This is a genomic window from Bradyrhizobium sp. AZCC 1719, assembly GCF_036924525.1.
Taxonomy (GTDB): domain Bacteria; phylum Pseudomonadota; class Alphaproteobacteria; order Rhizobiales; family Xanthobacteraceae; genus Bradyrhizobium.
The window spans coordinates 6019330-6038707 of record NZ_JAZHRU010000001.1 but is presented as its reverse complement, the minus strand read 5'-3'; the positions used below and the strand labels follow the sequence as shown (position 1 = coordinate 6038707).

Below are 19378 nucleotides of genomic sequence, written 5' to 3'. Positions count from 1 at the left end.
GCGATCCCGCTAGTTGAATCGCTTGGTGAAGCCAGCATAGAACGCCCGCCCCGTACCGGGATAAACTGACGGCGTTCCAGATGCCGCATCGCTGGATTTCAGCAGCGGCACGAAGTCACCCACATAGGCGACGTTCGTCAGGTTGCGTCCTTCGAACCACAGCGTCCAGGAATTATCGGGGGCTTTCCAGCCTGCCTTGATGCCATACAGCGCGTACGCCGGGACGACGAAGGCGTCGCCACCGGAGCCGTCGAAGGTCACCTGACGCTCGCCGACGTAGCGGATATTGCCGGAAGCATAGAAGCCCGAGGGATGCCGGTATCCCAATTCTCCGAACAGTTGATGTGTCGGCAGCACCGGCAACCGGTTGCTGCCGAATACCGGATCGTTGTCGAAGCGAAAGTCGGTATAGTTCCAGATGGCGTTCAGAAAGATATGATCGCGGTGCGTAAACACATCGACGAAAGGCCGCGTCTTGAAGCCGGTCTCGATTCCGCTGTGAATGGTCCGGTCGGCGTTATAGGCGACAAGATTGCCCGACTGGCTGCAGGCGAACTGGCCATTTATCTGCGCCCGCTGTCCCGGCGTCAGGCGGTTCAGCGGAATCAGTCCCAGAGCGCATTGAGACAATATCTCGTCCCGCAGGCGCATATGATAGAGCGTGATGTCGTAACCGAAGCGTTCCCAACCGCCGCGAATGCCCGTTTCGGCGGTCCAGGCGCGTTGCATGCGCAAGTCTTGCGTAAGGTTGAGCTGCACAGCCGGATTGTTCAATCCGTTGACGGCTTGCTCTATGCCCAATAGCGAGAAGATGTCGCCGCTGTTGGGGACCTCGGTGCTTCGCGAAATGTTGGCGAACCAGAAATGATCCCTGGTGTGCTCCCAGTTCACGCCGAGTTTGGGATTGAGCGCGCTGAACTCACGATCGTAGTTGCGACGACCGTTTGAACTGGCGGGCCCGAGCAGGCCGCCCGAGGGGACCACGGGTCCGGAATACTCGTCGCGGAAGATTCGGTTGGTCCAGAATACCTGTGCGCCGGCGAACAGGCGCACGCGCGGGACGATCTCGATTGCGGCTTCAGAGAATCCTTCCGTCAGCCATGAACGAAAACTGTCATCATAGACGAGCTTGGATTTCTGATTGCCCGCCGACCCGGCAGCCCATTGCCAGTCGCGATACCTGGCGGTTTCGTAGGTCGGCCGGAAGCCCGCCACGAGCTCGGTCGGCAAGCCGGCAATCTCGGTCTTGCGTTCGGCGCGAAGCGAAATTCCGCTGTCCTGCCATTTGACATCGACGATTCCGGCACGCGGCGAGGGGAGATGGTCAAACTGGGATGCCATGAAATACGGCGCGATCTCATAGGCCGTATCGCCGGCGCGGATGACGGTCTTGTTCACGATGCGCTGATAGTCGTAGTCCGCACGCAGATTGTAGGGAAATGAGGCGTTGGTCGGATCGTAACCGGATCGCCGGTAGGTATCGAGCTGCTTCAGCGGCACCGACGTCGGCAATTGCTGTTCGCTCTTGCTGAAAGACACAAAGGTCCGGTTCTCGACGTTCTCGCTCGGCCGCCAACCGAAGTTTCCGCTGGCCTTCGTCGATTCGCTGCGGGAGTGGAACTGGTATCCGTCGTTGCGATACTGGTTGACCTGACCGTAGTAGTCGAACTGTCCCTTCGCGCCGCCGACCTCGAACTGGCCGAACGCGTTGCCATAGCTCCCGCCGGAACCCGAGAGCGCCACTCCGGGTGCGGTCAATCCCGTCTTGGAAACGGCGTTGATCGCTCCGCCGGTCGCGAGCGCGCCATAGCGCAGACTGTTCGCGCCGCGATAGACTTCGATATAGTCGATGGCCTTCGTATCGAAGAACGCTTGGGTGATGCCGCTCTCGATGCGACCGATCGGCACGCCATCCATGTAGCCGCGCACGCCGCGGCCGCTTCGCGGGCCGGTTTGCGAACTATCGCTGCCGCGCATTGATATTGTGCCGAGCGTGTTCTCGCCCCGATCGGTGATGTAGACACCCGGCGTTTGCTCGAGAACCTCCCTCAGGTTCGCCTGATTGCCCTTGTCTTGCTGCGTCACCGAGACGACGGTCTCGGCGCCGGGGCGTCGGATGAAGCGCTCCTGCTGCGCCTGAAAGGGCGGTGGATTCAGGCTTGCGTTGGCGGCCGGAGGCGACGTTTCGCTGGCCGGCGTCACCGAATTGGACGGCGCCGAAGCCGCCGGGACCCGAGGGACAGCTACCGGGCGCCGCGGAGCAGTGACGGAGCGCGGTGGCGCGGCCACTGTGATGGCTTCGAGCAAGACAGAGGGTTTGTCGGAGCTAGTCGGTGTCTGGCCGTGAGCAAGCGTTGCGTAAACAGCCCCAACACTGGCGAGTAGCGTCAGCCTTGAGGCTCGCCACACCTGATGGTTCAATCCGACTGATCGATGTGTTGCGCAAGAAACTACCGAAATCGGCGCAGCCTCAGTCCCCCGCACCCACGCGTCCGCCACGCCAACCATTCCCGCCACGCCCATGCCATTCCCCAATCCCGCCATTCGGGTAACACCCTACCGAATGTAACGTTATAACGTAACGTGTACGGAGTGGAGGCATCCGTTGTCAACGGGATGTTGGGCCCAATCAAAAGCACCGACGCAAGTTGAATGTCGTGAAGGTCGCGGTGAATGCACGACGCTATCGGCGATCGCTTCCATGGAACGTGGTCGGCGGTGCCAGACCTTGTTGTCAAACCGAGCGCGTTTGCTGGTTTTCCTTTTGGTGCAATGTGCTAGCCCCCTTGTCTTGAATTGTTTTCGTTCGACAACGCTCTGACGCCGAAAGTTCTTGATGACCCCCGCTGCCCGCCTTTCCGCCGCTATCGAACTGATCGAAACCATCGACGCGCAACGCGTTCCGGCGGCAAAGGCGCTGAAGGAGTGGGGCACCGCGCATCGTTATGCCGGCTCGGGCGACCGCGCGGCGATTTCGGGCCTGATCTGGGACGTGCTGCGGCGGCGGGCATCGAGCGCCTGGCTGATGGACGCCGACACGCCGCGGGCGCGCGTGCTCGGCATGATGAAGCTCGAGCGCAAGCTCGATGTCGAGGCGATATCGGCTCTCTGCGACGGCGGACGCTTTGCGCCGGAACCGCTGACCGAGGCCGAACGATCGGCGCTCACCTCGCGGACCATCGACGCCGCGCCGCCGCACATCGCCGGCGACTATCCGGAATGGCTGGATCCGCATCTCGTTGCCGTGTTCGGCGACGATCGCGTGGCGGAGGCGACCGCGATGGCGAGCCGCGCGCCGCTCGATCTGCGCGTCAATACGCTGAAGGCCAAGCGCGAAAAAGTGCTGGCGTCGCTTGGCTATCTCGGAGCTACGCCGACGCCGTGGTCGCCGATCGGGCTCCGCATCGAACTCGGCGCCGACGCCCGCAATCCCGGCATTCATGCGGAAGAGGATTTCATCAAGGGCGCGATCGAAGTGCAGGACGAGGGCTCGCAGCTTGCGGCGATGTTCACCGCTGCAAAGCCCGGCGAGCAGGTGATCGATCTGTGCGCCGGCGCCGGCGGCAAGACGCTGGCGCTGGCCGCGATGATGCAAGGCAAGGGGCGATTAATCGCGACCGATCGCGACAAGCGCCAGCTCGCCCCGATCTACGAGCGGCTGTCGCGGGCCGGCGTCCACAACGCCGAGATTCGTGCGCCGAAGGGCGACACTGATCCATTGGCCGACATCAAGTCGTCCGCCGATCTCGTGCTGATCGACGCGCCCTGCACCGGCACCGGCACCTGGCGCCGCAACCCCGATGCCAAATGGCGGATGCGCCCCGGCGCGCTGGAGGTTCGCTTGAAGGACCAGGCCGAAGTGCTTGATCGCGCAAGCCGCCTGGTCAAGCCGGGCGGCCGGATCGCCTATGTCACCTGCTCGGTGCTGCCAAGCGAAAACGGCGAACAAGTCCGCGCTTTCGTGGCACGTCATCCCGAGTTTTCGATTCAGCCACTGAACGAGACGGCGAGCATGCTATGGGACAGAGCGGAAGATTTTGAAAAGGCTGCGCTGCGATCGGCGGAAGGCTGGTTGATGACGCCTCGTCGCACGGGCACGGATGGATTCTTCGTCTCGGTGCTGAAGAAGGCGTGACGCTCTTTCCGCGTCATTGCGAGCGAAAGCGAAGCAATCCATCGCGCGGCGTAAAGAAAGATGGATTGCTTCGTCGCTTCGCTCCTCGCAATGACGAGGAGAGATCTTCAATCCACGATGAACAACTTCGCTCCGGTCTTCGTCGACGAGCGATGCGCAGCATCGCCGAAATCCGACACCTGGTAGCTCATCCCCGCACGAAGCTTGAACGTCCGCCCGTCGCGCAGTTCGGTATCGAGCTCGCCTTCCAGCACATAGAGCACGTGACCGCGGTCGCACCAGTGATCGGCGAAATAGCCCGGCGAATACTCGACCATCCGCACGCGCAAGTCGCCGATGTTGAGCGTGCGCCACAGCGCTTCGCCTGAAACACCCGGATGCGTGGTCGCGGCGACCTGGCTCCAGTCAGTGACGGTGAAGGGCAGGGTGGGAATTTTCATGCGGAATGTCCTGCGATCTTCATAAGAGAGAGTCTCCGTCATTCCGGGGCGCGAAGCGAACCCGGAATCTCGAGGTTCCGGGTTCGCGCTTAGGCGCGCCCCGGAACGACAGCGCGCGGCCGGCCAAATTAGGTCAATAATACTTACCCAGTATCGATCTGTCCATGCCCGAGAAAGAATGTGGGTCAGCCCGTTGCCGCGGTTGCGAGGCCGCGCCCCGTCGCGTAATTCCTGTCCATGACAGCAGCACAGAAAGCCCGCGAGCAGACCACCTCGGTGGCCTCGGCGCATGACAAGATTCTGATTGTCGACTTCGGCAGTCAGGTGACGCAACTGATCGCCCGCCGGGTGCGCGAGGAGGGCGTCTATTCCGAAATCGTGCCGTTCCAGAAGGCCGAAGCCGCTTTCAAGGAGATGAAGCCGAAGGCGGTGATCCTCTCCGGCGGGCCCGGAGTCGGTGCACGAAGAAGGCTCGGCGCGTGCGCCGCAACTGATCTTCGATTCCGGCGTCCCCGTGCTCGGCATCTGCTACGGCCAGATGACGCTCGCCGCCCAGCTCGGCGGCGAGGTCGAGGGCGGCCACCACCGCGAATTCGGCCGCGCCGATGTCGAGGTGAAGACGGCGAGCAAATTGTTCGACGACACCTGGTCGATGGGCGAGCGCCATCCGGTGTGGATGAGCCATGGCGACCGCATCACCAAAATGCCGCCGGGCTTTACGGTGGCCGCCGTCTCGCCGAACGCGCCGTTTGCGGTGATCCAGGACGAGAAGCGCAAATATTACGGCCTGATGTTCCACCCCGAAGTGGTGCATACGCCTGATGGCGCCAAGCTGCTGCGCAATTTCGTCCGCAAGGTCGCAGGCTTCACCGGCGACTGGACCATGCGCGCCTTCCGCGAGGAAGCGATCGAAAAAATCCGCGCCCAGGTCGGCAAGGGCAGGGTGATCTGCGGCCTGTCCGGCGGCGTAGATTCCGCGGTCGCCGCGGTGCTGATTCACGAAGCGATCGGCGACCAGCTCACCTGCGTGTTCGTCGATCACGGCTTGCTGCGGCTGAACGAAGCCGAGACGGTCGTCGACCTGTTCCGGCATCACTACAATATCCCGCTGGTGCATGTTGATGCCTCAAAGCTTTTCCTCGGCGAGCTCAAGGGCGTCAGCGATCCCGAGGCGAAGCGCAAGACTATCGGCCGCCTGTTCATCGACGTGTTCGAGCAGGAAGCGAAGAAGATCGGCGGCGCCGAATTTTTGGCGCAGGGCACGCTCTATCCCGACGTGATCGAGAGCGTCTCCTTCACCGGCGGCCCCTCGGTGACCATCAAGTCGCACCACAATGTCGGCGGCCTTCCGGCGCGCATGAACATGAAGCTGGTCGAGCCGTTGCGCGAACTGTTCAAGGACGAAGTCCGCGTGTTGGGACGCGAACTCGGCCTGCCCGAAATCTTTGTCGGCCGCCATCCATTCCCGGGCCCGGGTCTCGCCATCCGTTGTCCTGGCGACATCACCAAGGAAAAGCTCGACATTCTCCGCAACGCGGACGCGGTCTATATCGACCAGATCCGCAAAGCCGGCCTCTATGACAAGATCTGGCAGGCCTTTGCCGTGCTGTTGCCAGTGAAAACGGTCGGCGTGATGGGCGATGGCCGCACGTATGAATACGTCGTGGGCTTACGCGCAGTGACCTCCACCGACGGCATGACCGCCGACTTCTATCCCTTCGACATGAGCTTCCTCGGCGCCACCGCGACGCGGATCATCAATGAGGTGAAGGGGGTGAATCGGGTGGTGTATGACGTGACGAGCAAGCCGCCGGGGACGATTGAGTGGGAGTGATTTGACAGCAGCCATGCCACGCCAGGGGGCGCCTGAAGGCGACGCAGTAAGAGATTACGTCCGCATGATCGAAGATGGATTTCTTCTCTAAGATGCTCTCATGCCTTGGGCGGACATTGCGATGTGGGCCAATCGCAGCGTCCAATAGTTGGGGGGGAGAAGTGTGCGCATCTCACGAGTTAGAATAACCAATTTCGCCAACTTCGCGGAACTAGACGTCGCAACGGGCGAAAGCATCGTCATCGTCGGCGAGAACAAGGTCGGCAAGAGCAACTTCGTCCGTGCCCTGCAACTGATCCTCGACCCCGGCCTCTCCGAGCGTGATCGCCAGCTCGGGCTCGAGCATTTCTGGGACGGTCTAGGAGAGGACAAGCTTGGGGAGACGATCGAGATCGCGGTCGAGCTGACCGACTTCACCGGCAATCCGCGTCTGATGGCGCATCTTAATGACTGCGTGGTTGACCCCGGGCCGCCGATGGTCGCACGGCTCACCTATCGCTTTCAGCCGAAGGCCAATCTCGGGCGGGATCCGGAGAGTCTGGCCGACTATGAGTACATCATCTTCAGCGGCGACGATCCCGAGATGTCCGTCGGCCCATCGCTGCGGCGGATGCTGCCGCTCGACGTGCAGGTTGCGTTGCGCGATGCCGAGAAGGATCTGTCGAGTTGGCGCAACTCACCGCTGAGGCCGCTGATCGAGGAGTTGGCGACGTCGCTCGACGAGGATGCGCGCGCGGAAATCCAGCAGCAGGTGAACGACGCGCAGGCTGAGCTTGTCAGCCATGATGAGGTGGTCGCGACCGCAGAGCGGATCAGCGAGAGACTGATCGCCATTGCCGGGGAGCAGCATGCCGTCCCCTTGACGCTCGGTCTCGCGCCGACGCGGGTCGACGCGCTGCTGCGCAGCCTGCGTCTGCTCATCGACAATGGCGCACGTGGCATTCCCGACGCCAGTCTCGGCACCGCGAACCTGATTTTCCTGGCGCTCAAGAGTCTGGAACTCGATCACCTCGTCACGGATGGCGAGCGCGATCACACATTCTTCGTCGTCGAGGAGCCAGAGGCCCACCTTCACCCGCACGTCCAGCGTCTCGTCTATCGCTATTTCCTGGGCAGTGGCGGGAATGGCGAAGAAGATACGCCGCCGCTCACGACGATCCTGACGACGCACTCGCCGCATATCGCCAGCGTCACGCCGATCCGCTCGATCGTGCTGCTCCGCTACGACGCGGAAACGAATGCGACGGTGGCGGTTTCGACCGCCACGGCTCCGCTCGATGAGCGCGACGAGGCGGACCTTCAGCGCTATATCGATGTGAGCCGTGGTGAAATCTTCTTCGCCCGAGGGGTGATCCTGGTCGAGGGCGACGCGGAGCGCTTCCTGGTGCCCGCCTTTGCAGAGGCGCTGGACATTCCGCTCGATATGCTGGGCATCACGGTATGCTCGGTCGGCGGCACCAATTTCACGCCTTACGTCAAGCTGCTGGGTCCGCAGGGACTGAACATCCCGCATGTCATTCTGACGGACCGCGACCCAAATGGTAGAAGTCCCCCTCGGGTCCGCCGCCGCCTGATCAATCTGCTACAACTGCTTGAAGAAGGCGTCGACTACCGGCGTCTTGACGCTGACGCCGTGATCGCTCGCGCCGAACCCTTCGGCTACTTTGTCAACAGCAACACCCTCGAGCCGGAACTATTCACCGGAGGGCTTGCCGAGGACATTCAGGAGGTGATCGAGCGAGAGCTGGCTATCGGCGACGACTCGCGCGAAGAGTTGCAGGGATGGGTGGACGATCCCGAAACACTCGATGATGATCGCCTTATTGCTCTCATTGAACGGGTCGGCAAGGGTCGCTTTGCCCAGGCGCTAGCGCCCAGCGTCACCGAGGACACTTGCCCAGAATACATCCGCCAGGCGTTGGAGCACATTCGCAATGCCGTTGCGTAGCGTCAGTGCGGCCTATCTCGCCCAGGCGGCCGATCTTGTCGGCAATCCGGGCCAGCAGGCGGCCTATGACTCAACTGGCCACTGCGTGGTGCTGGCTGGACCCGGCAGCGGTAAGACCAAGACGCTGGTGCTCAAGCTCGCCCGAATCATGGCTGAGGACGTGCGCGCACCGCGCGGGGCGGCGTGCATCACCTATAGCCAGGAGTGTGCACGCGAGCTGACGCGTCGCCTCGAACGGCTAGGCCTGCGCGAGGCGCCCAATCTGTTTATCGGCACAGTCCATGGCTTCTGCTTGAGGCATCTCCTCATGCCCTATGGCCGGCTTGCGGACCTGCCGGTGCCGTTCCCGCTCGCCGTCGCCACGCAACGGCAGAGCGACCAAGCAATGAAGCGGGTCGGAGATCGGCTGTTCGGCGTCGGCCATCCCAACAAGCCGATGGAACTTGGGCGGCATCGACGGTCGGTTCTCGATAGGACGTCTATCGCCTGGACCAGCGAGGCGGAGCTCGCCGCATGGGCGGAGGGATATGAGGCCGAGCTGCGTCGCTTAGGCATCATCGACTTCGATGATCTTGTGATTTTCGGGCAGCGACTGGTGTCGGAGCATGACTGGGTGCTCCCGCTTCTTCAGGCGAAATTTCCGGTCCTCGCGGTCGACGAATATCAGGACCTCGGCGTGGCGTTGCACCGCATCGTGAAGCGCGTCGCCTTCGATGGCGGCGTCCGGCTCTTTGCGGTGGGTGACCCCGATCAGTCGATCTACGGCTTCACCGGCGCGGACGGAGCCCTGCTGCAGGAACTGGCCGGGCGGGACGATGTCGAGCGTGTTCAGCTCCAGCTCAACTATCGTTCGGCGTCGCGCATCGTCAGCGCATCGGAAATGGCGCTCGGCGAGGCTCGTGGTTATCAATCCAACGACCCGGACCGACAGGCGGTCATCGAATTCGTCCGATGCCCCGCTGGGCTCGAAGGACAGGCTGCGCACGCGGTCGCCGAGATCATCCCGGCAGCGCTCGCGGCCAAGCCCGGACGCGCGCTCGGCGAGATCGCCATTCTCTACCGGGATTATCGGGCCGGCGACGTCGTCGCGGAAGCTGCTGCTGCCGCGGGTCTTGATTTCGTCCGCATCGACACCGCAGCTCCTTATCGGAAAGTCGCGCTCACGAGCTGGATCGAGGATTGCGCCGCCTGGTGCTCCAGCGGCTGGCGCAAGGCCCGTCCGCAGTTGCGTGGGCTGCTCGATCGCTGGCTCGGATTTCACCGCACTCGGATATCCGACGCACAGGCGCGTGATGAAACGCAACGTCTAACACAGCTTCTCTGGTCGCTTCGAGTCGAGGAGGGACTCGCTCGGGAGTTCGTGGCGGGAGTACGGGCTGGGATTCTGGATGCGTTGATGGCGACCGAACCGAGCCTCGCCGATCAGCGTGAACAGGTAGACCGCATGTCCGCGGCGCTAGCGGTCGGGGGGCCGCTCGCGGACCTTGACCTAGCGAGCCTCGGGGGACGCGATGGCTCACCGCTGCACCTGAATTTGTTGACGCTGCACTCCGCGAAGGGCTGCGAATATGACGTCGTGATCATGGTTGGTCTCGATCTCGGAAGTCTGCCCTGGCGCAATGAGCTGCCGGCGGTTCGCCGCGAGAGCCGACGGTTGTTCTACGTCGGCCTTACGCGAGCTCGGGACGAGATCCACATGCTCTATTCCGGCTATGTTGATACGCGTGGCGGGAGGATGAATTGGGGGCGCTCCCCGTTCTTGAACGAACTTGAAGCGCGAATGGAAGAGGCCTACGGCGAGTAATCAATGCTGTCATTTCGTGAAGCCCAGGCGGTCGAAGACCTAGCGGACCTCCTCTACGATTTCCTTCCGGGAAGCGGAAACAACAGGACGGCGTTTCCGCTTGCGGCATCGCAAGCTGGCGTCGGAGATCTATGGGTTCCGGGCAGCAAGAGGCCTGCGATCGTCCAGCTCTTGACCGCGACGCTCGAACAGCGCCGGTCGTGCTTTACAAAGCTGATCGTGGCAATCGTCCGGCAGGCCATGACCTACCGACGCGGTAAGGGAAATCCCCTGAGCCGCGAAGAGATCGACCGGCTGAACAGCCTCCTTCCCGGCGTGCAATTCAAGATTCCGGAGTTACTGGATTCGGGCTTCCTCAGCAGTTTCGGCCCGCCGAAAGCCGAGGAGCCCGCGCCCCGACCAGCAACAATGCTGAACGAGGCGAAGGCGCAGGAGCTTGCCGCGCTTCTCATTGAGATCACGAAGCTCGACCCGCAGACACGCGGCCTTCGCTTCGAAGCATTCCTCAACGAGCTGTTTGCTGGCTTCGGCCTTGCACCTCGCGGGGCTTTCCGCCTGGTGGGGGAACAGATCGACGGTAGCTTCAAGCTTCAGGGACAGACCTATCTGGTGGAGGCCAAATGGCACGGACCGCAGATCGGTTTCGCGGACCTGATGATCTTCTCAGGAAAGGTTGCAGGGAAAGCATCGTGGTCGCGCGGTCTGTTTGTTAGCAACTCAGGCTTCACGATAGACGGGCTTGATGCGTTTGCGCGCGGCCGTCAGACCAATCTCATTTGTGCTGACGGTCTCGATCTCTACGAGGTTCTCTCGCGCCGCGTATCGCTGATCGACGTCTTGGAGGAGAAGGCCCGCCGTGCGGCAGAGACAAATCGCGCCTTCGTTGCGGTTCGAGACCTTAGCTTGCGTGGCCGTTGAAGCGGGTTTTTCGATGGGCCGTCGTCGTCGCCGGGATGGCGACCCTATTCTTGAGATTTTCTGCACGATTTCAGGTTCCGGTATTGTGACCATCGAATAGGAGTGGGCTCGTCGCATCACGGTTACAGTGCAAAAAATTGCAACGGTAGCTCAAGGCCGCGTCACAAACTAGCACGACAGGCAAATCACTTCTGATTTTCAGAAGTCGTGTCAAGCCCCGGAATCAAAAATATTCTGCTTTCGTTCTCACCCAAATCAGTCGCATAACTCCGTCCGTCTCACGGCAGATGAGGGGCGTTGGCCATCGTCACTGACGTGCGGTGAGATGCGGTGGACGCTGAAGGCGCGATAGACGTTGCGCGCAAGAGGCGTACGGCGAAGTCGTGTGGTCCTGATGTCGCGGTGCTGGCATTAAGTCCTTAAGGAGCGAAGCTGCAAGCTAAGCTTCTTGGGGGCGACGGTGGCAAAAAAGCCGTTCGCCGGGGAGAGCACGTTATAAGCCGTAAAGCCATCGCGCAGGGAAGGCCGGGATGCTCCCGCTGTACCTGTATGCTCGTGTGCGCTTTTGCTATGCGCAATTGCACACGAGACCGCGGGTGCAGCCAGCACCCGGTCTTCCCTGCGCCCTCTACTAGTGCAGAGGGCCCCAGATGACGCAAAGCTCGGGCGCTTCGCCGCGAGAATGCGGACCCATACCCTCATGCTCTTTGAAAAGTAGATCAGAAACCGGGCGGAACATGACCGCCGACTTCTATCCCTTCGACATGAGCTTCCTCGGCCAGACCGCGACGCGAATCATCAACGAGGTGAAGGGGTGAATAGGGTAGTGTATGATGTGACGAGTAAGCAGCCGGGGACGCTTGAGTGGGAGTGAGGGCGAGGCTCTCGCTATCGCGCACTTTCATGAGCACTATGCCTATTGTTCCCGACGAAATCGCTGAGCAGTTACAGCAGGCGCTTGCGGTCATCGAGCAGCACCTCAGCGGCCAGGTTCATGCTATCCATCTGTTCGGCTCTGCCATCGATGGTGGGCTGAAGCCGCATAGCGACATCGACTTGCTGGTTACCGTCAATGCCGCGCTTTCGCCTGTCGCGCGGGCCTCGTTAATGACGGGCTTGCTGGCGGTGTCGGGAACGCCGAAGGGTGGCACGCCGCTGCGCCCACTGGAAGTGACAGTCATCGTCAAAGCCGAAGTGGTGCCGTGGCGCTATTCTCCACGGCGTGAACTGCAATTCGGCGAGTGGCTGCGCGGCGACGTGAAGCGGGGAATCGTCGAACCTCCCATCGAGGATCGTGATCTTGCGATCCTGCTGACAAAGCTGCGTCGGCACAGTGTCGCCTTGAAGGGGCCCCGCGCGTCCGATCTTTTCGATCCTGTGCCGCCGGCTGACTTTCGCCGCGCGCTGCACGAAACATTGTCCCTGTGGAATTGCGAGGACGATCTCCGCGGTGACGAGAGGAACATCATTCTTACGCTGGCCCGCATCTGGTTCAGCGCCTGCACGGGCGAAATCGCGTCCAAGGATGCCGCTGCCCGATGGACGCTTGAACGCCTGCCGCATCAGCACCGGCCTGTCATGGAGACGGCGCTGCGGGCCTATCTCGGCGGGGGTGAAGACGATCTGGGCAATCGTCTCGATGAGGTCCTGGCTTTTGCCCGCTTCTGCAAGGTGGAAGTCACCTCGCCGTCACTTCCGCTATGATCGCTCGCCGGCGCTTCACGTTGGTCTGAACCCTTCAAACTGGAGCATTGAGGGTAGAGCTTTTCGGCGCCGGATCTCCGCTCGGAGGAGCGGAGCCGATGAAGGCATCGAAGTTTTCAGCTCGTAGGGTGGATTAGTAGCCGAAGGCGTAATCCACCGCATTGTCTCATCAGAACGAGTTACCGCCAGAAACGAGCCCACGGCCGAACTCAGACTGCCCGGAGGTGTAAGCGCAAAGATCGTCGCCACGCCGGCTGCTGTGGCATCCTGCTGATCATGGCACGCATTGCGATGGGTCAGTCAGGTTGTATGTCGCAACGCCTTGTGATTGGACGTGAGCTATTGTCATTTGATCCGATCGATGGCGCTGACTAGGGAGTGATCCTCTGGGGGCCTTGCAGTCAAGGGGAGGCGTCCATGACTGAACTCAGGGTCACAATCAAAAATACCTCCGAGAGCGGCGGCACATTTTTGACGCCGGCCTGGCTCGGTTTCCACGATGGAAGCTTCGATCTGTTCAACGTCGGCGAAGCGGCTTCGCCGGGGCTCGAGCAATTGGCCGAGGACGGCGCCGCCACGATACTTGGTACCGAGCTCGTCACGGCCGATGCCGACGGACAGGGTTTGCTCGTCGCCGGCGCCGCCGGCCCCATCGCGACGCAGGAGACCACCTCGGCCATCCTCGACGTCGACGGTGTCTCCAATCCCTTCGCCAGTTTCGGATCGATGATTATCCCGTCGAACGATGCGTTCATCGGCACGGATGAGGCGTTGCGGCTGTTCGACGCCCAGGGTCGCTTCCTCGGCGAGACGACGATCGCATTCGCGGGCACAGATGCTTACGACGCCGGCACCGAAGTAAACACCGAACTTGACGCGGCCTTCATCAACCAGACCGCGCCCAACACTGGCTTGAATGAGTCCGGTGTCGTTCACCTCCATCCCGGATTCAACGGCTCTCTGGGCAATCCGGTCGGCGAAGGCGACCAGATCATCCTCGGCGGCTTCAATGAGGCCGGCGAGTTCATTGATCCGGTCGCGGCCGACTTCACCCGTCCGGGCGCCCAGCTCGCTGAAGTTCACATCAACACGGTTCGCTTTCGGGAAGGAACGGACGGCCGCGATCTGATCATCGGCCGCGGAGACGATGACCTTGTCACGGCGGGCGGGGGTGACGACACGGTGTTTGGCGGCGCCGGCTGGGATGTTGTCGATGGCGGCACCGGCGATGACAAGATTTTTGGCGGCCGGGGCGACGACCAGCTCAATGGCGGCGCCGGCGATGACAAGATCTTCGGCGGCCGGGGCGACGACCTGATTGCCGGCGGGGAGGGCGACGACTGGATAGTGGGCGGTGCGGGCGCCGACACGTTCATGTTCCAAGGCGGCGACGGCAACGACGCGATTGTGGGATTCGGCAAGGACGACCAGATCGCACTCAATGTCGAGGGCGTCGACAGCTTCGAGGACGTGCTTACTCACGCGACACAACGCCATTCCGGCGTCGTCATCGACTTCGGCGACGACGGCAGCATTTTCCTGCCAGGAGAGTCGCTCCGTGGTCTTTCGGCCGACAACTTGCTGTTCGCCTAGGATAGACGCGGTTGATCGAGTTCGGACGTCATGCGGCGCAAAACCGCAAGCGGTACGGGCTCGGCAAGCAAGCGTAGCCCCGGGTGAGCGCAGCGATACCCGGGGCCACTCTCCCCGCATATCGTTGCGCTCGTGCGGGCTACAAATCTGCTCGCCGCGCCGATCACCCCCGCTAAAACGCTGGCTGCGCACTACGCATAGCCATGTTACGAGTTCGCATCGTCCCCCGGGAGCCAGCCTTCATGTCCGTCGCGACCGCCCCCAGTCAGACCGCCGCCCCCGCTGCCGCCGAGACCGATCCGCAAGCACTCGGCTGGATGCAGGGCTTTCCCCCGCCGCCGGACAAAACCATCACGTTCCATACCGGATCGTTCCGCAGCTTCCCCGAATTGCGCTGGGCATGGAGCAATATTCGCCAACTGGTGCCGACCGTAAACGTCTGGCGCGGGGCAGGGCCCGCGTCGGTGCTGCCGCGCGAGGAGCACGATATCGGTGCGTCCGCTTCGGTCACGATGGACGGACGTCCCATGACGTTTGCGCGCATGCTTGAGGAAACCTATGCCGACGGCATCGCCGTGCTGCACCGGGGCAAGCTGATCTACGAGCGCTATTTCGGTGCGCTGAAGCCGCACAAACCGCATATCGCGATGTCGGTCACGAAATCTTTCACCGGCACGCTCGCCGGCATTCTGGTGGCAGAGGGCAAGATCGATCCGCAGGCGCCGATCACGGACTATGTCCCCGAGCTGAAGGCCAGCGCGTTCGGCGATGCGCGCGTGCACGAGGCGATGGATATGACCACGGGCCTCGAATACACCGAGGTCTATACCGACAAGAATTCCGGCGTGTTCGGGCTCAGGCGGGCGAACGGCATGGCGCCGATCGAGCCGGGCTACGAGGGCGCGACCAATATTTTCGATTTTCTGCGTGCGCAGCGCAAGCAGGGCGAGCACGGCAAGGCCTTCGCCTACAAGACCGTCAATTCAGACGTGCTGGCCTGGATCTGCCGGCGGGCCAGCGGCATGACGCTGTCCGATCTGCTGTCGGAGCGGATCTGGATTCCGATGGGTGCGGAAGAGGACGCGCATTATCACGTCGACCGCATCGGCACCGAAAGCGGCGGCGGCGGCCTTTCGACCAGCTTGCGCGATCTCGCCCGCTTCGGCGAGACGATCCGCAATCACGGCCGCTTCAACGGCCGCCAGATCGTGCCGTCTCAAGTCGTCGAAGACATCGCGCGCGGCGGCGATCCCGAAAAGTTCAAGCCGGCCGGCTACACCACATTGCCCGGCGCCTCGTACCGGAACCAGTGGTGGGTAACACATAACGCGCACGGCGCCTTCATGGCGCGCGGCGTTCACGGGCAGGGCATCTATATCGATCCGAAAGCCGAGATGGTGATCGCCCGCTATGCCTCGCACCCGGCCGCCGGCAACGCCGCCAACGATCCGGTAACGCTGCCGGCTTACATGGCGCTGGCGAAGGATCTGATGGCGGGAGGCTGACGCCGTGGCGCTCACGCCGATCCGCAGGGGACCGCCCCCGCTGAGCATGTGGTCGCGAACGACCGCAATGCGAAGGCAGCCGGTAGGTCTATCGAACTGTAGAATCTAGAGCGGAATTGCGGTCACTTCTTTGGCCGTTCGGATCACGAACATGGTGTAGTATCGTGCGACATTGCTTCGCTCTCGGAACAGCCGCTCGCACAGCGCATCGAACTCGTCCATATCCGTCAAGCGTAGCATGAGGACGGCGTCGGTTTGGCCGCTCACGCTGTAGGCCTGAGTGACGGCCGTTTCCTGAGCGGCCCGTTCCAAAAAATCATGCATGTATTGCTCGCCATGTCGCTCCAGTTCGACGGTGACGAACGCCTTCATGCCTCGGCCAGCCTTGGCCGGGGCAAGAAGCGCGACAACGTGGCTGATGACGCCGCTTTCTTTCAGTCGTCGAATGCGGCGCAGGCAGCTCGAGGGGGAAAGCCCGGCCAATTCCGCCAGTTCGGCGTTCGTCCGTGAAGCGTCATCCTGGAGCAGGTTGAGAAGCTTCCTGTCGATCTTGTCCATCTCGGTCCTCGCTCGGCGTCCGTCGATGCAATTTTATTGCACAGAATCGCAAAGTTTGACCGCAAATGCGAAGCGTCTCCCGCTAGTCACGGGGCTCCAACGCTGATGGAGCCGCCAATGACGATCTGCACCGCCGTCTATCGCAAGACATTGGAAACGCTTGAAATCTATTGGGAGCTGGTTCGCGTCATCGTGCCGGTTGCGATAGTCACCCAGCTTCTGCAGGACCTTGGTGTCATCCAGGCGATTTCTCCGTTCTTCTCCCCAGTCATGACGCTGGTGGGATTGCCACCCGAACTCGCCTTTGCCTGGCTGACCGGATTGCTGGTCGGGATCTGGGGGGCGCTTGTGACCATATTCACCCTGGTTCCGCTTTCAGCACTCAGCACAGCCGACATGACAGTTTTTTCGGCTCTTTTGCTGTTTGCGCACGCCATTCCGATCGAGCAACGGATAATTCAAAAAGCCGGACCTGGCTTCCTGGTCACCGCGGCGCTTCGTATCGGCGGAGGGTTGATCTTTGCCGTCCTTCTGCACCAGATATTCGCCGCCACCGGATGGCAGTCCGAGCCGGTGAAGCCGGCCTGGATGCCGATGAATGAAAGCACCGGTTGGAGCGGCGTTCTCCTGGGCACACTCAAGACCCTGGCGATCATGCTGTTCGTTCTGCTTTCGCTGAGTTGGCTAATCGAGCTTCTCAAGATGTCAGGCATCCTGGATTGGATGAACAGTGGGCTTGCGCCACTCTTTCGACTCGCTGGCATTGAAAAGCAGACGGTGCCTTTCGCCGCTGTCGGCCTGTTTCTTGGGATTTCCTATGGCGCAGGACTGCTGATCCGCGAGGCGCGCACGGCTAGCGCAGAGCCGCGTCAGATATTCCTCGCTTGCGTGTTCATGGGTTTTGCCCACAGCCTCATCGAGGATACGGTGGTCGTCGTCGCGCTCGGCGCTGACCTTACGAGCGTGCTTCTTGCTCGCCTGGCCTTTGCCGTGCTCGCGACCGCCTTGATCGCCAGAATAATCAATTCGGCTTCTGACACTCTTTTCTTCAAAGCCCTCTTCCATAGGGAAGAACGTCAGTTCGCGCCGTCGCTCGACGAAACGTTAGCAGGGCGCTTGCTCGCCTCGCGTCCTTTGGGCGGGACCAGCCGGAAAGTAAAGGGAGGGGCGGGGTCCGCGGAGAACTGAAGCGTCGTGTGGAGCGCAATTCAGGCCCGCAGGCGTGCCAGAGGGGCGATGCCCTGCGGCCAGTCTCGGTCGCGCTTGACCAAGTGGAGATCAGTCGGCCGGACCAGCCTTAGTCACGCTCGTGTTCCTCACCGCTGGTGCGCTGTTGCGATCGCCGACAGGTCAGTCTCGACATCTTTCGCCGGGCGGCCCGCCTCCTTGCGCTCGGAGTATCGGTCGCTCAGGGCAGCGACATGCGGTCGGAGCAAGATCGTGAAACGGAAAAGTTCCTCGACCACGTCGACGATCCGCTCATAGTAGCCAGACGGCCGCATCCGTCCGGCTTCATTGAACTCCTGGAAGGCCTTCGCGACGCTCGATTGGTTGGGGATGGTGAACATCCGCATCCAGCGTCCCAAGAGCCTAAGCGTGTTCACCGCATTGAACGACTGCGAGCCGCCGCAAACCTGCATGACGGCCAGTGTCCGGCCCTGGGTAGGCCGCATGCCGCCGATGTCGAGCGGCAAGTGATCGATCTGCGCCTTCATGACGCCGGTGATCTGGCCGTGGCGCTCCGGGCTGCACCAGATCTGTCCTTCCGACCACATGGCGAGCTCGCGCAACTCGTGGACAGCGGGTGATTGTCCGCCCTGACCTGATCGGGTAGCGGCAAATCCGAGGGATCGAATATCCGCGGCTCGGCTCCGAAGAACCGCAGCAGGCGCGCTGCCTCCTCGACGACGAACCGGGAATAGGAGCGTTCCCGCAGCGATCCGTAGAGCAGCAGGATGCGTGGGGGATACTGTGGACCGCCGCCAAGGTCGGTTTCCGGCCGTTGCAGGGCGTAGCGCTTGTCGAGCGCGGGCAGGAGATCCGGATTGGCAAGTGAACGAAGTCTCATGCTTGTTCAACCGTTGATGAAGGGTGGGAGCAAGGAGAGCGACGAAGCCGGCAAGTTCGAGCGACCGATAACGGCCAGCACGTCGCGGCCGCCGAACAGGTCGATCCTGCGGCCGGCCTGAGCGCTGCCAAGCGCGATGACCATGTTCATTTGACTCTTTGAAATGCATATATGCAGCGACCCAACAGACGCATCGGATACCGATGCCTTGATCATCGATGTATAAGTGCAAAAAAATATCAGCATGTGTATTTGGCTTTGCCGCGCGAACGATTCATCGCATCTGCTGCTGCCTTGCTGGCAATGATGCAATCTGTCGCCTCCAGCCATGCGTCGACTGCGGTCTGGAACGCTTCGCGCCCCTTCCTGGTGAGGGTGTAGACCTTCCGTTCGCGCCCCTGGACAATCTCGGAATGCGAGGTGAGGTAGCCGCCTGCCTCAAACTCGTTGAGCACCGGATAGACCGTTCCCTCGGTAGGACTGCAGCATCCCTTTGTCGTTCTTTGAACTGCTTGGACAACCTCGTATCCGTGCATCCGCTTCTGATGAAGCACGCAAAGTACGAAGAACTTGGAAAGCGACATCTTGATCGTTCCCTGCCAGTACGCGCGATCGGTGTAATCGAGCATTGGGCGAGGCGCCGAACGGATGGCCTTTACGGGGCGAGGCAGGCGAGCCATACGAACCATGTAGGCCTCGAACATCGAGGTATCAAGCAATGCGGAGCTTAAGCCGTGACGTACTCGTCGGCCGGAATCCACGCCTGGTAATATGCAGGGTGACGGTGTTCTTGAGCGCCTGTTGTTGGGACCCCGCTCGCATCTGTGCACAAAGATTTGACCGGTCGCTGTCGATAGTCTCTATCCGGGAA

General features: G+C 61.7%; 13 protein-coding genes and 3 pseudogenes. 10 read left to right on the top strand and 6 right to left on the bottom strand.

The annotated features are described in order from the left end of the window. Nucleotides 1-9 precede the first annotated feature (9 nt). The gene (locus V1292_RS28640; RefSeq protein ID WP_334375928.1) at nucleotides 10-2202 is read right to left on the bottom strand and encodes a TonB-dependent receptor family protein; all 2193 of its coding nucleotides are present in this window, start codon (nucleotides 2200-2202) and stop codon (nucleotides 10-12) included. A 634-nt stretch (nucleotides 2203-2836) separates the two neighbouring features. Here V1292_RS28640 and V1292_RS28635 point away from each other — a divergent pair. Next, nucleotides 2837-4135 carry an RsmB/NOP family class I SAM-dependent RNA methyltransferase gene (locus tag V1292_RS28635; protein WP_334375927.1) on the top strand — a complete coding sequence of 433 codons (1299 nt, stop codon included), beginning with the start codon at nucleotides 2837-2839 and terminating at the stop codon, nucleotides 4133-4135. Between the two features lie 107 nt (nucleotides 4136-4242). On the opposite strand, the gene V1292_RS28630 is transcribed toward V1292_RS28635, so the two are convergent. Beyond that, nucleotides 4243-4575 carry a DHCW motif cupin fold protein gene (locus tag V1292_RS28630; protein ID WP_334375926.1) on the bottom strand — a complete coding sequence of 111 codons (333 nt, stop codon included), beginning with the start codon at nucleotides 4573-4575 and terminating at the stop codon, nucleotides 4243-4245. Between the two features lie 237 nt (nucleotides 4576-4812). On the opposite strand from V1292_RS28630, the pseudogene guaA reads away from it, so the two are divergent. The 8 genes and pseudogenes from guaA (at nucleotide 4813) to V1292_RS28590 (ending at nucleotide 15881) form a co-directional block, all read left to right on the top strand. Further along, a pseudogene (guaA, locus tag V1292_RS28625) lies at nucleotides 4813-6409 on the top strand (glutamine-hydrolyzing GMP synthase). 163 nt (nucleotides 6410-6572) lie between these two features. Beyond that, the gene (locus tag V1292_RS28620; protein ID WP_334375925.1) at nucleotides 6573-8357 is read left to right on the top strand and encodes an ATP-dependent nuclease; all 1785 of its coding nucleotides are present in this window, start codon (nucleotides 6573-6575) and stop codon (nucleotides 8355-8357) included. Beyond that, nucleotides 8344-10161: an ATP-dependent helicase gene (locus tag V1292_RS28615; RefSeq protein ID WP_334375924.1), complete on the top strand. Its 1818-nt coding sequence runs from the start codon at nucleotides 8344-8346 to the stop codon at nucleotides 10159-10161. Before V1292_RS28620 ends, V1292_RS28615 begins: the two co-directional genes overlap by 14 nt. A gap of 3 nt (nucleotides 10162-10164) precedes the next feature. Next, nucleotides 10165-11079, top strand: coding sequence for a restriction endonuclease (locus V1292_RS28610; protein WP_334375923.1), 915 nt, complete (start codon nucleotides 10165-10167; stop codon nucleotides 11077-11079). Between the two features lie 737 nt (nucleotides 11080-11816). Then, a pseudogene (locus tag V1292_RS28605) lies at nucleotides 11817-11953 on the top strand (GMP synthase (glutamine-hydrolyzing)); the annotation flags it as partial. A 38-nt stretch (nucleotides 11954-11991) separates the two neighbouring features. Beyond that, complete coding sequence (locus V1292_RS28600; RefSeq protein ID WP_334377196.1) at nucleotides 11992-12783, top strand: aminoglycoside adenylyltransferase family protein; 792 nt, start codon at nucleotides 11992-11994, stop codon at nucleotides 12781-12783. Between the two features lie 417 nt (nucleotides 12784-13200). Further along, nucleotides 13201-14376 (top strand): spondin domain-containing protein, encoded by a 1176-nt coding sequence (locus V1292_RS28595; RefSeq protein WP_334377195.1) that lies wholly within the window; start codon nucleotides 13201-13203, stop codon nucleotides 14374-14376. Between the two features lie 242 nt (nucleotides 14377-14618). Next, on the top strand, nucleotides 14619-15881 hold the full coding sequence (locus V1292_RS28590; protein ID WP_334375922.1) for a serine hydrolase domain-containing protein: 1263 nt from the start codon (nucleotides 14619-14621) through the stop codon (nucleotides 15879-15881). A 105-nt stretch (nucleotides 15882-15986) separates the two neighbouring features. Here V1292_RS28590 and V1292_RS28585 read toward each other — a convergent pair whose 3' ends face one another. Beyond that, entirely contained in the window at nucleotides 15987-16439 is a 453-nt protein-coding gene (locus V1292_RS28585) for an Lrp/AsnC family transcriptional regulator (protein WP_334375921.1), read from the bottom strand. Nucleotides 16440-16556: 117 nt separating this feature from the next. Between V1292_RS28585 and V1292_RS28580 the strand changes: the two genes are divergently transcribed. Continuing rightward, on the top strand, nucleotides 16557-17627 hold the full coding sequence (locus V1292_RS28580; RefSeq protein WP_334375920.1) for a nucleoside recognition domain-containing protein: 1071 nt from the start codon (nucleotides 16557-16559) through the stop codon (nucleotides 17625-17627). Between the two features lie 128 nt (nucleotides 17628-17755). On the opposite strand, the pseudogene arsH reads toward V1292_RS28580, so the two are convergent. The 3 genes and pseudogenes from arsH to V1292_RS28565 all read right to left on the bottom strand — a co-directional run bounded on the left by arsH (nucleotide 17756) and on the right by V1292_RS28565 (nucleotide 19211). Next, nucleotides 17756-18507 (bottom strand): annotated as a pseudogene (arsH, locus tag V1292_RS28575) (arsenical resistance protein ArsH). Nucleotides 18508-18513: 6 nt separating this feature from the next. Continuing rightward, nucleotides 18514-18657, bottom strand: a complete 144-nt coding sequence (locus V1292_RS28570; RefSeq protein WP_334375919.1) for a hypothetical protein — start codon at nucleotides 18655-18657, stop codon at nucleotides 18514-18516. A gap of 89 nt (nucleotides 18658-18746) precedes the next feature. Then, nucleotides 18747-19211: a PadR family transcriptional regulator gene (locus V1292_RS28565; RefSeq protein WP_334375918.1), complete on the bottom strand. Its 465-nt coding sequence runs from the start codon at nucleotides 19209-19211 to the stop codon at nucleotides 18747-18749. Nucleotides 19212-19378 lie beyond the last annotated feature (167 nt).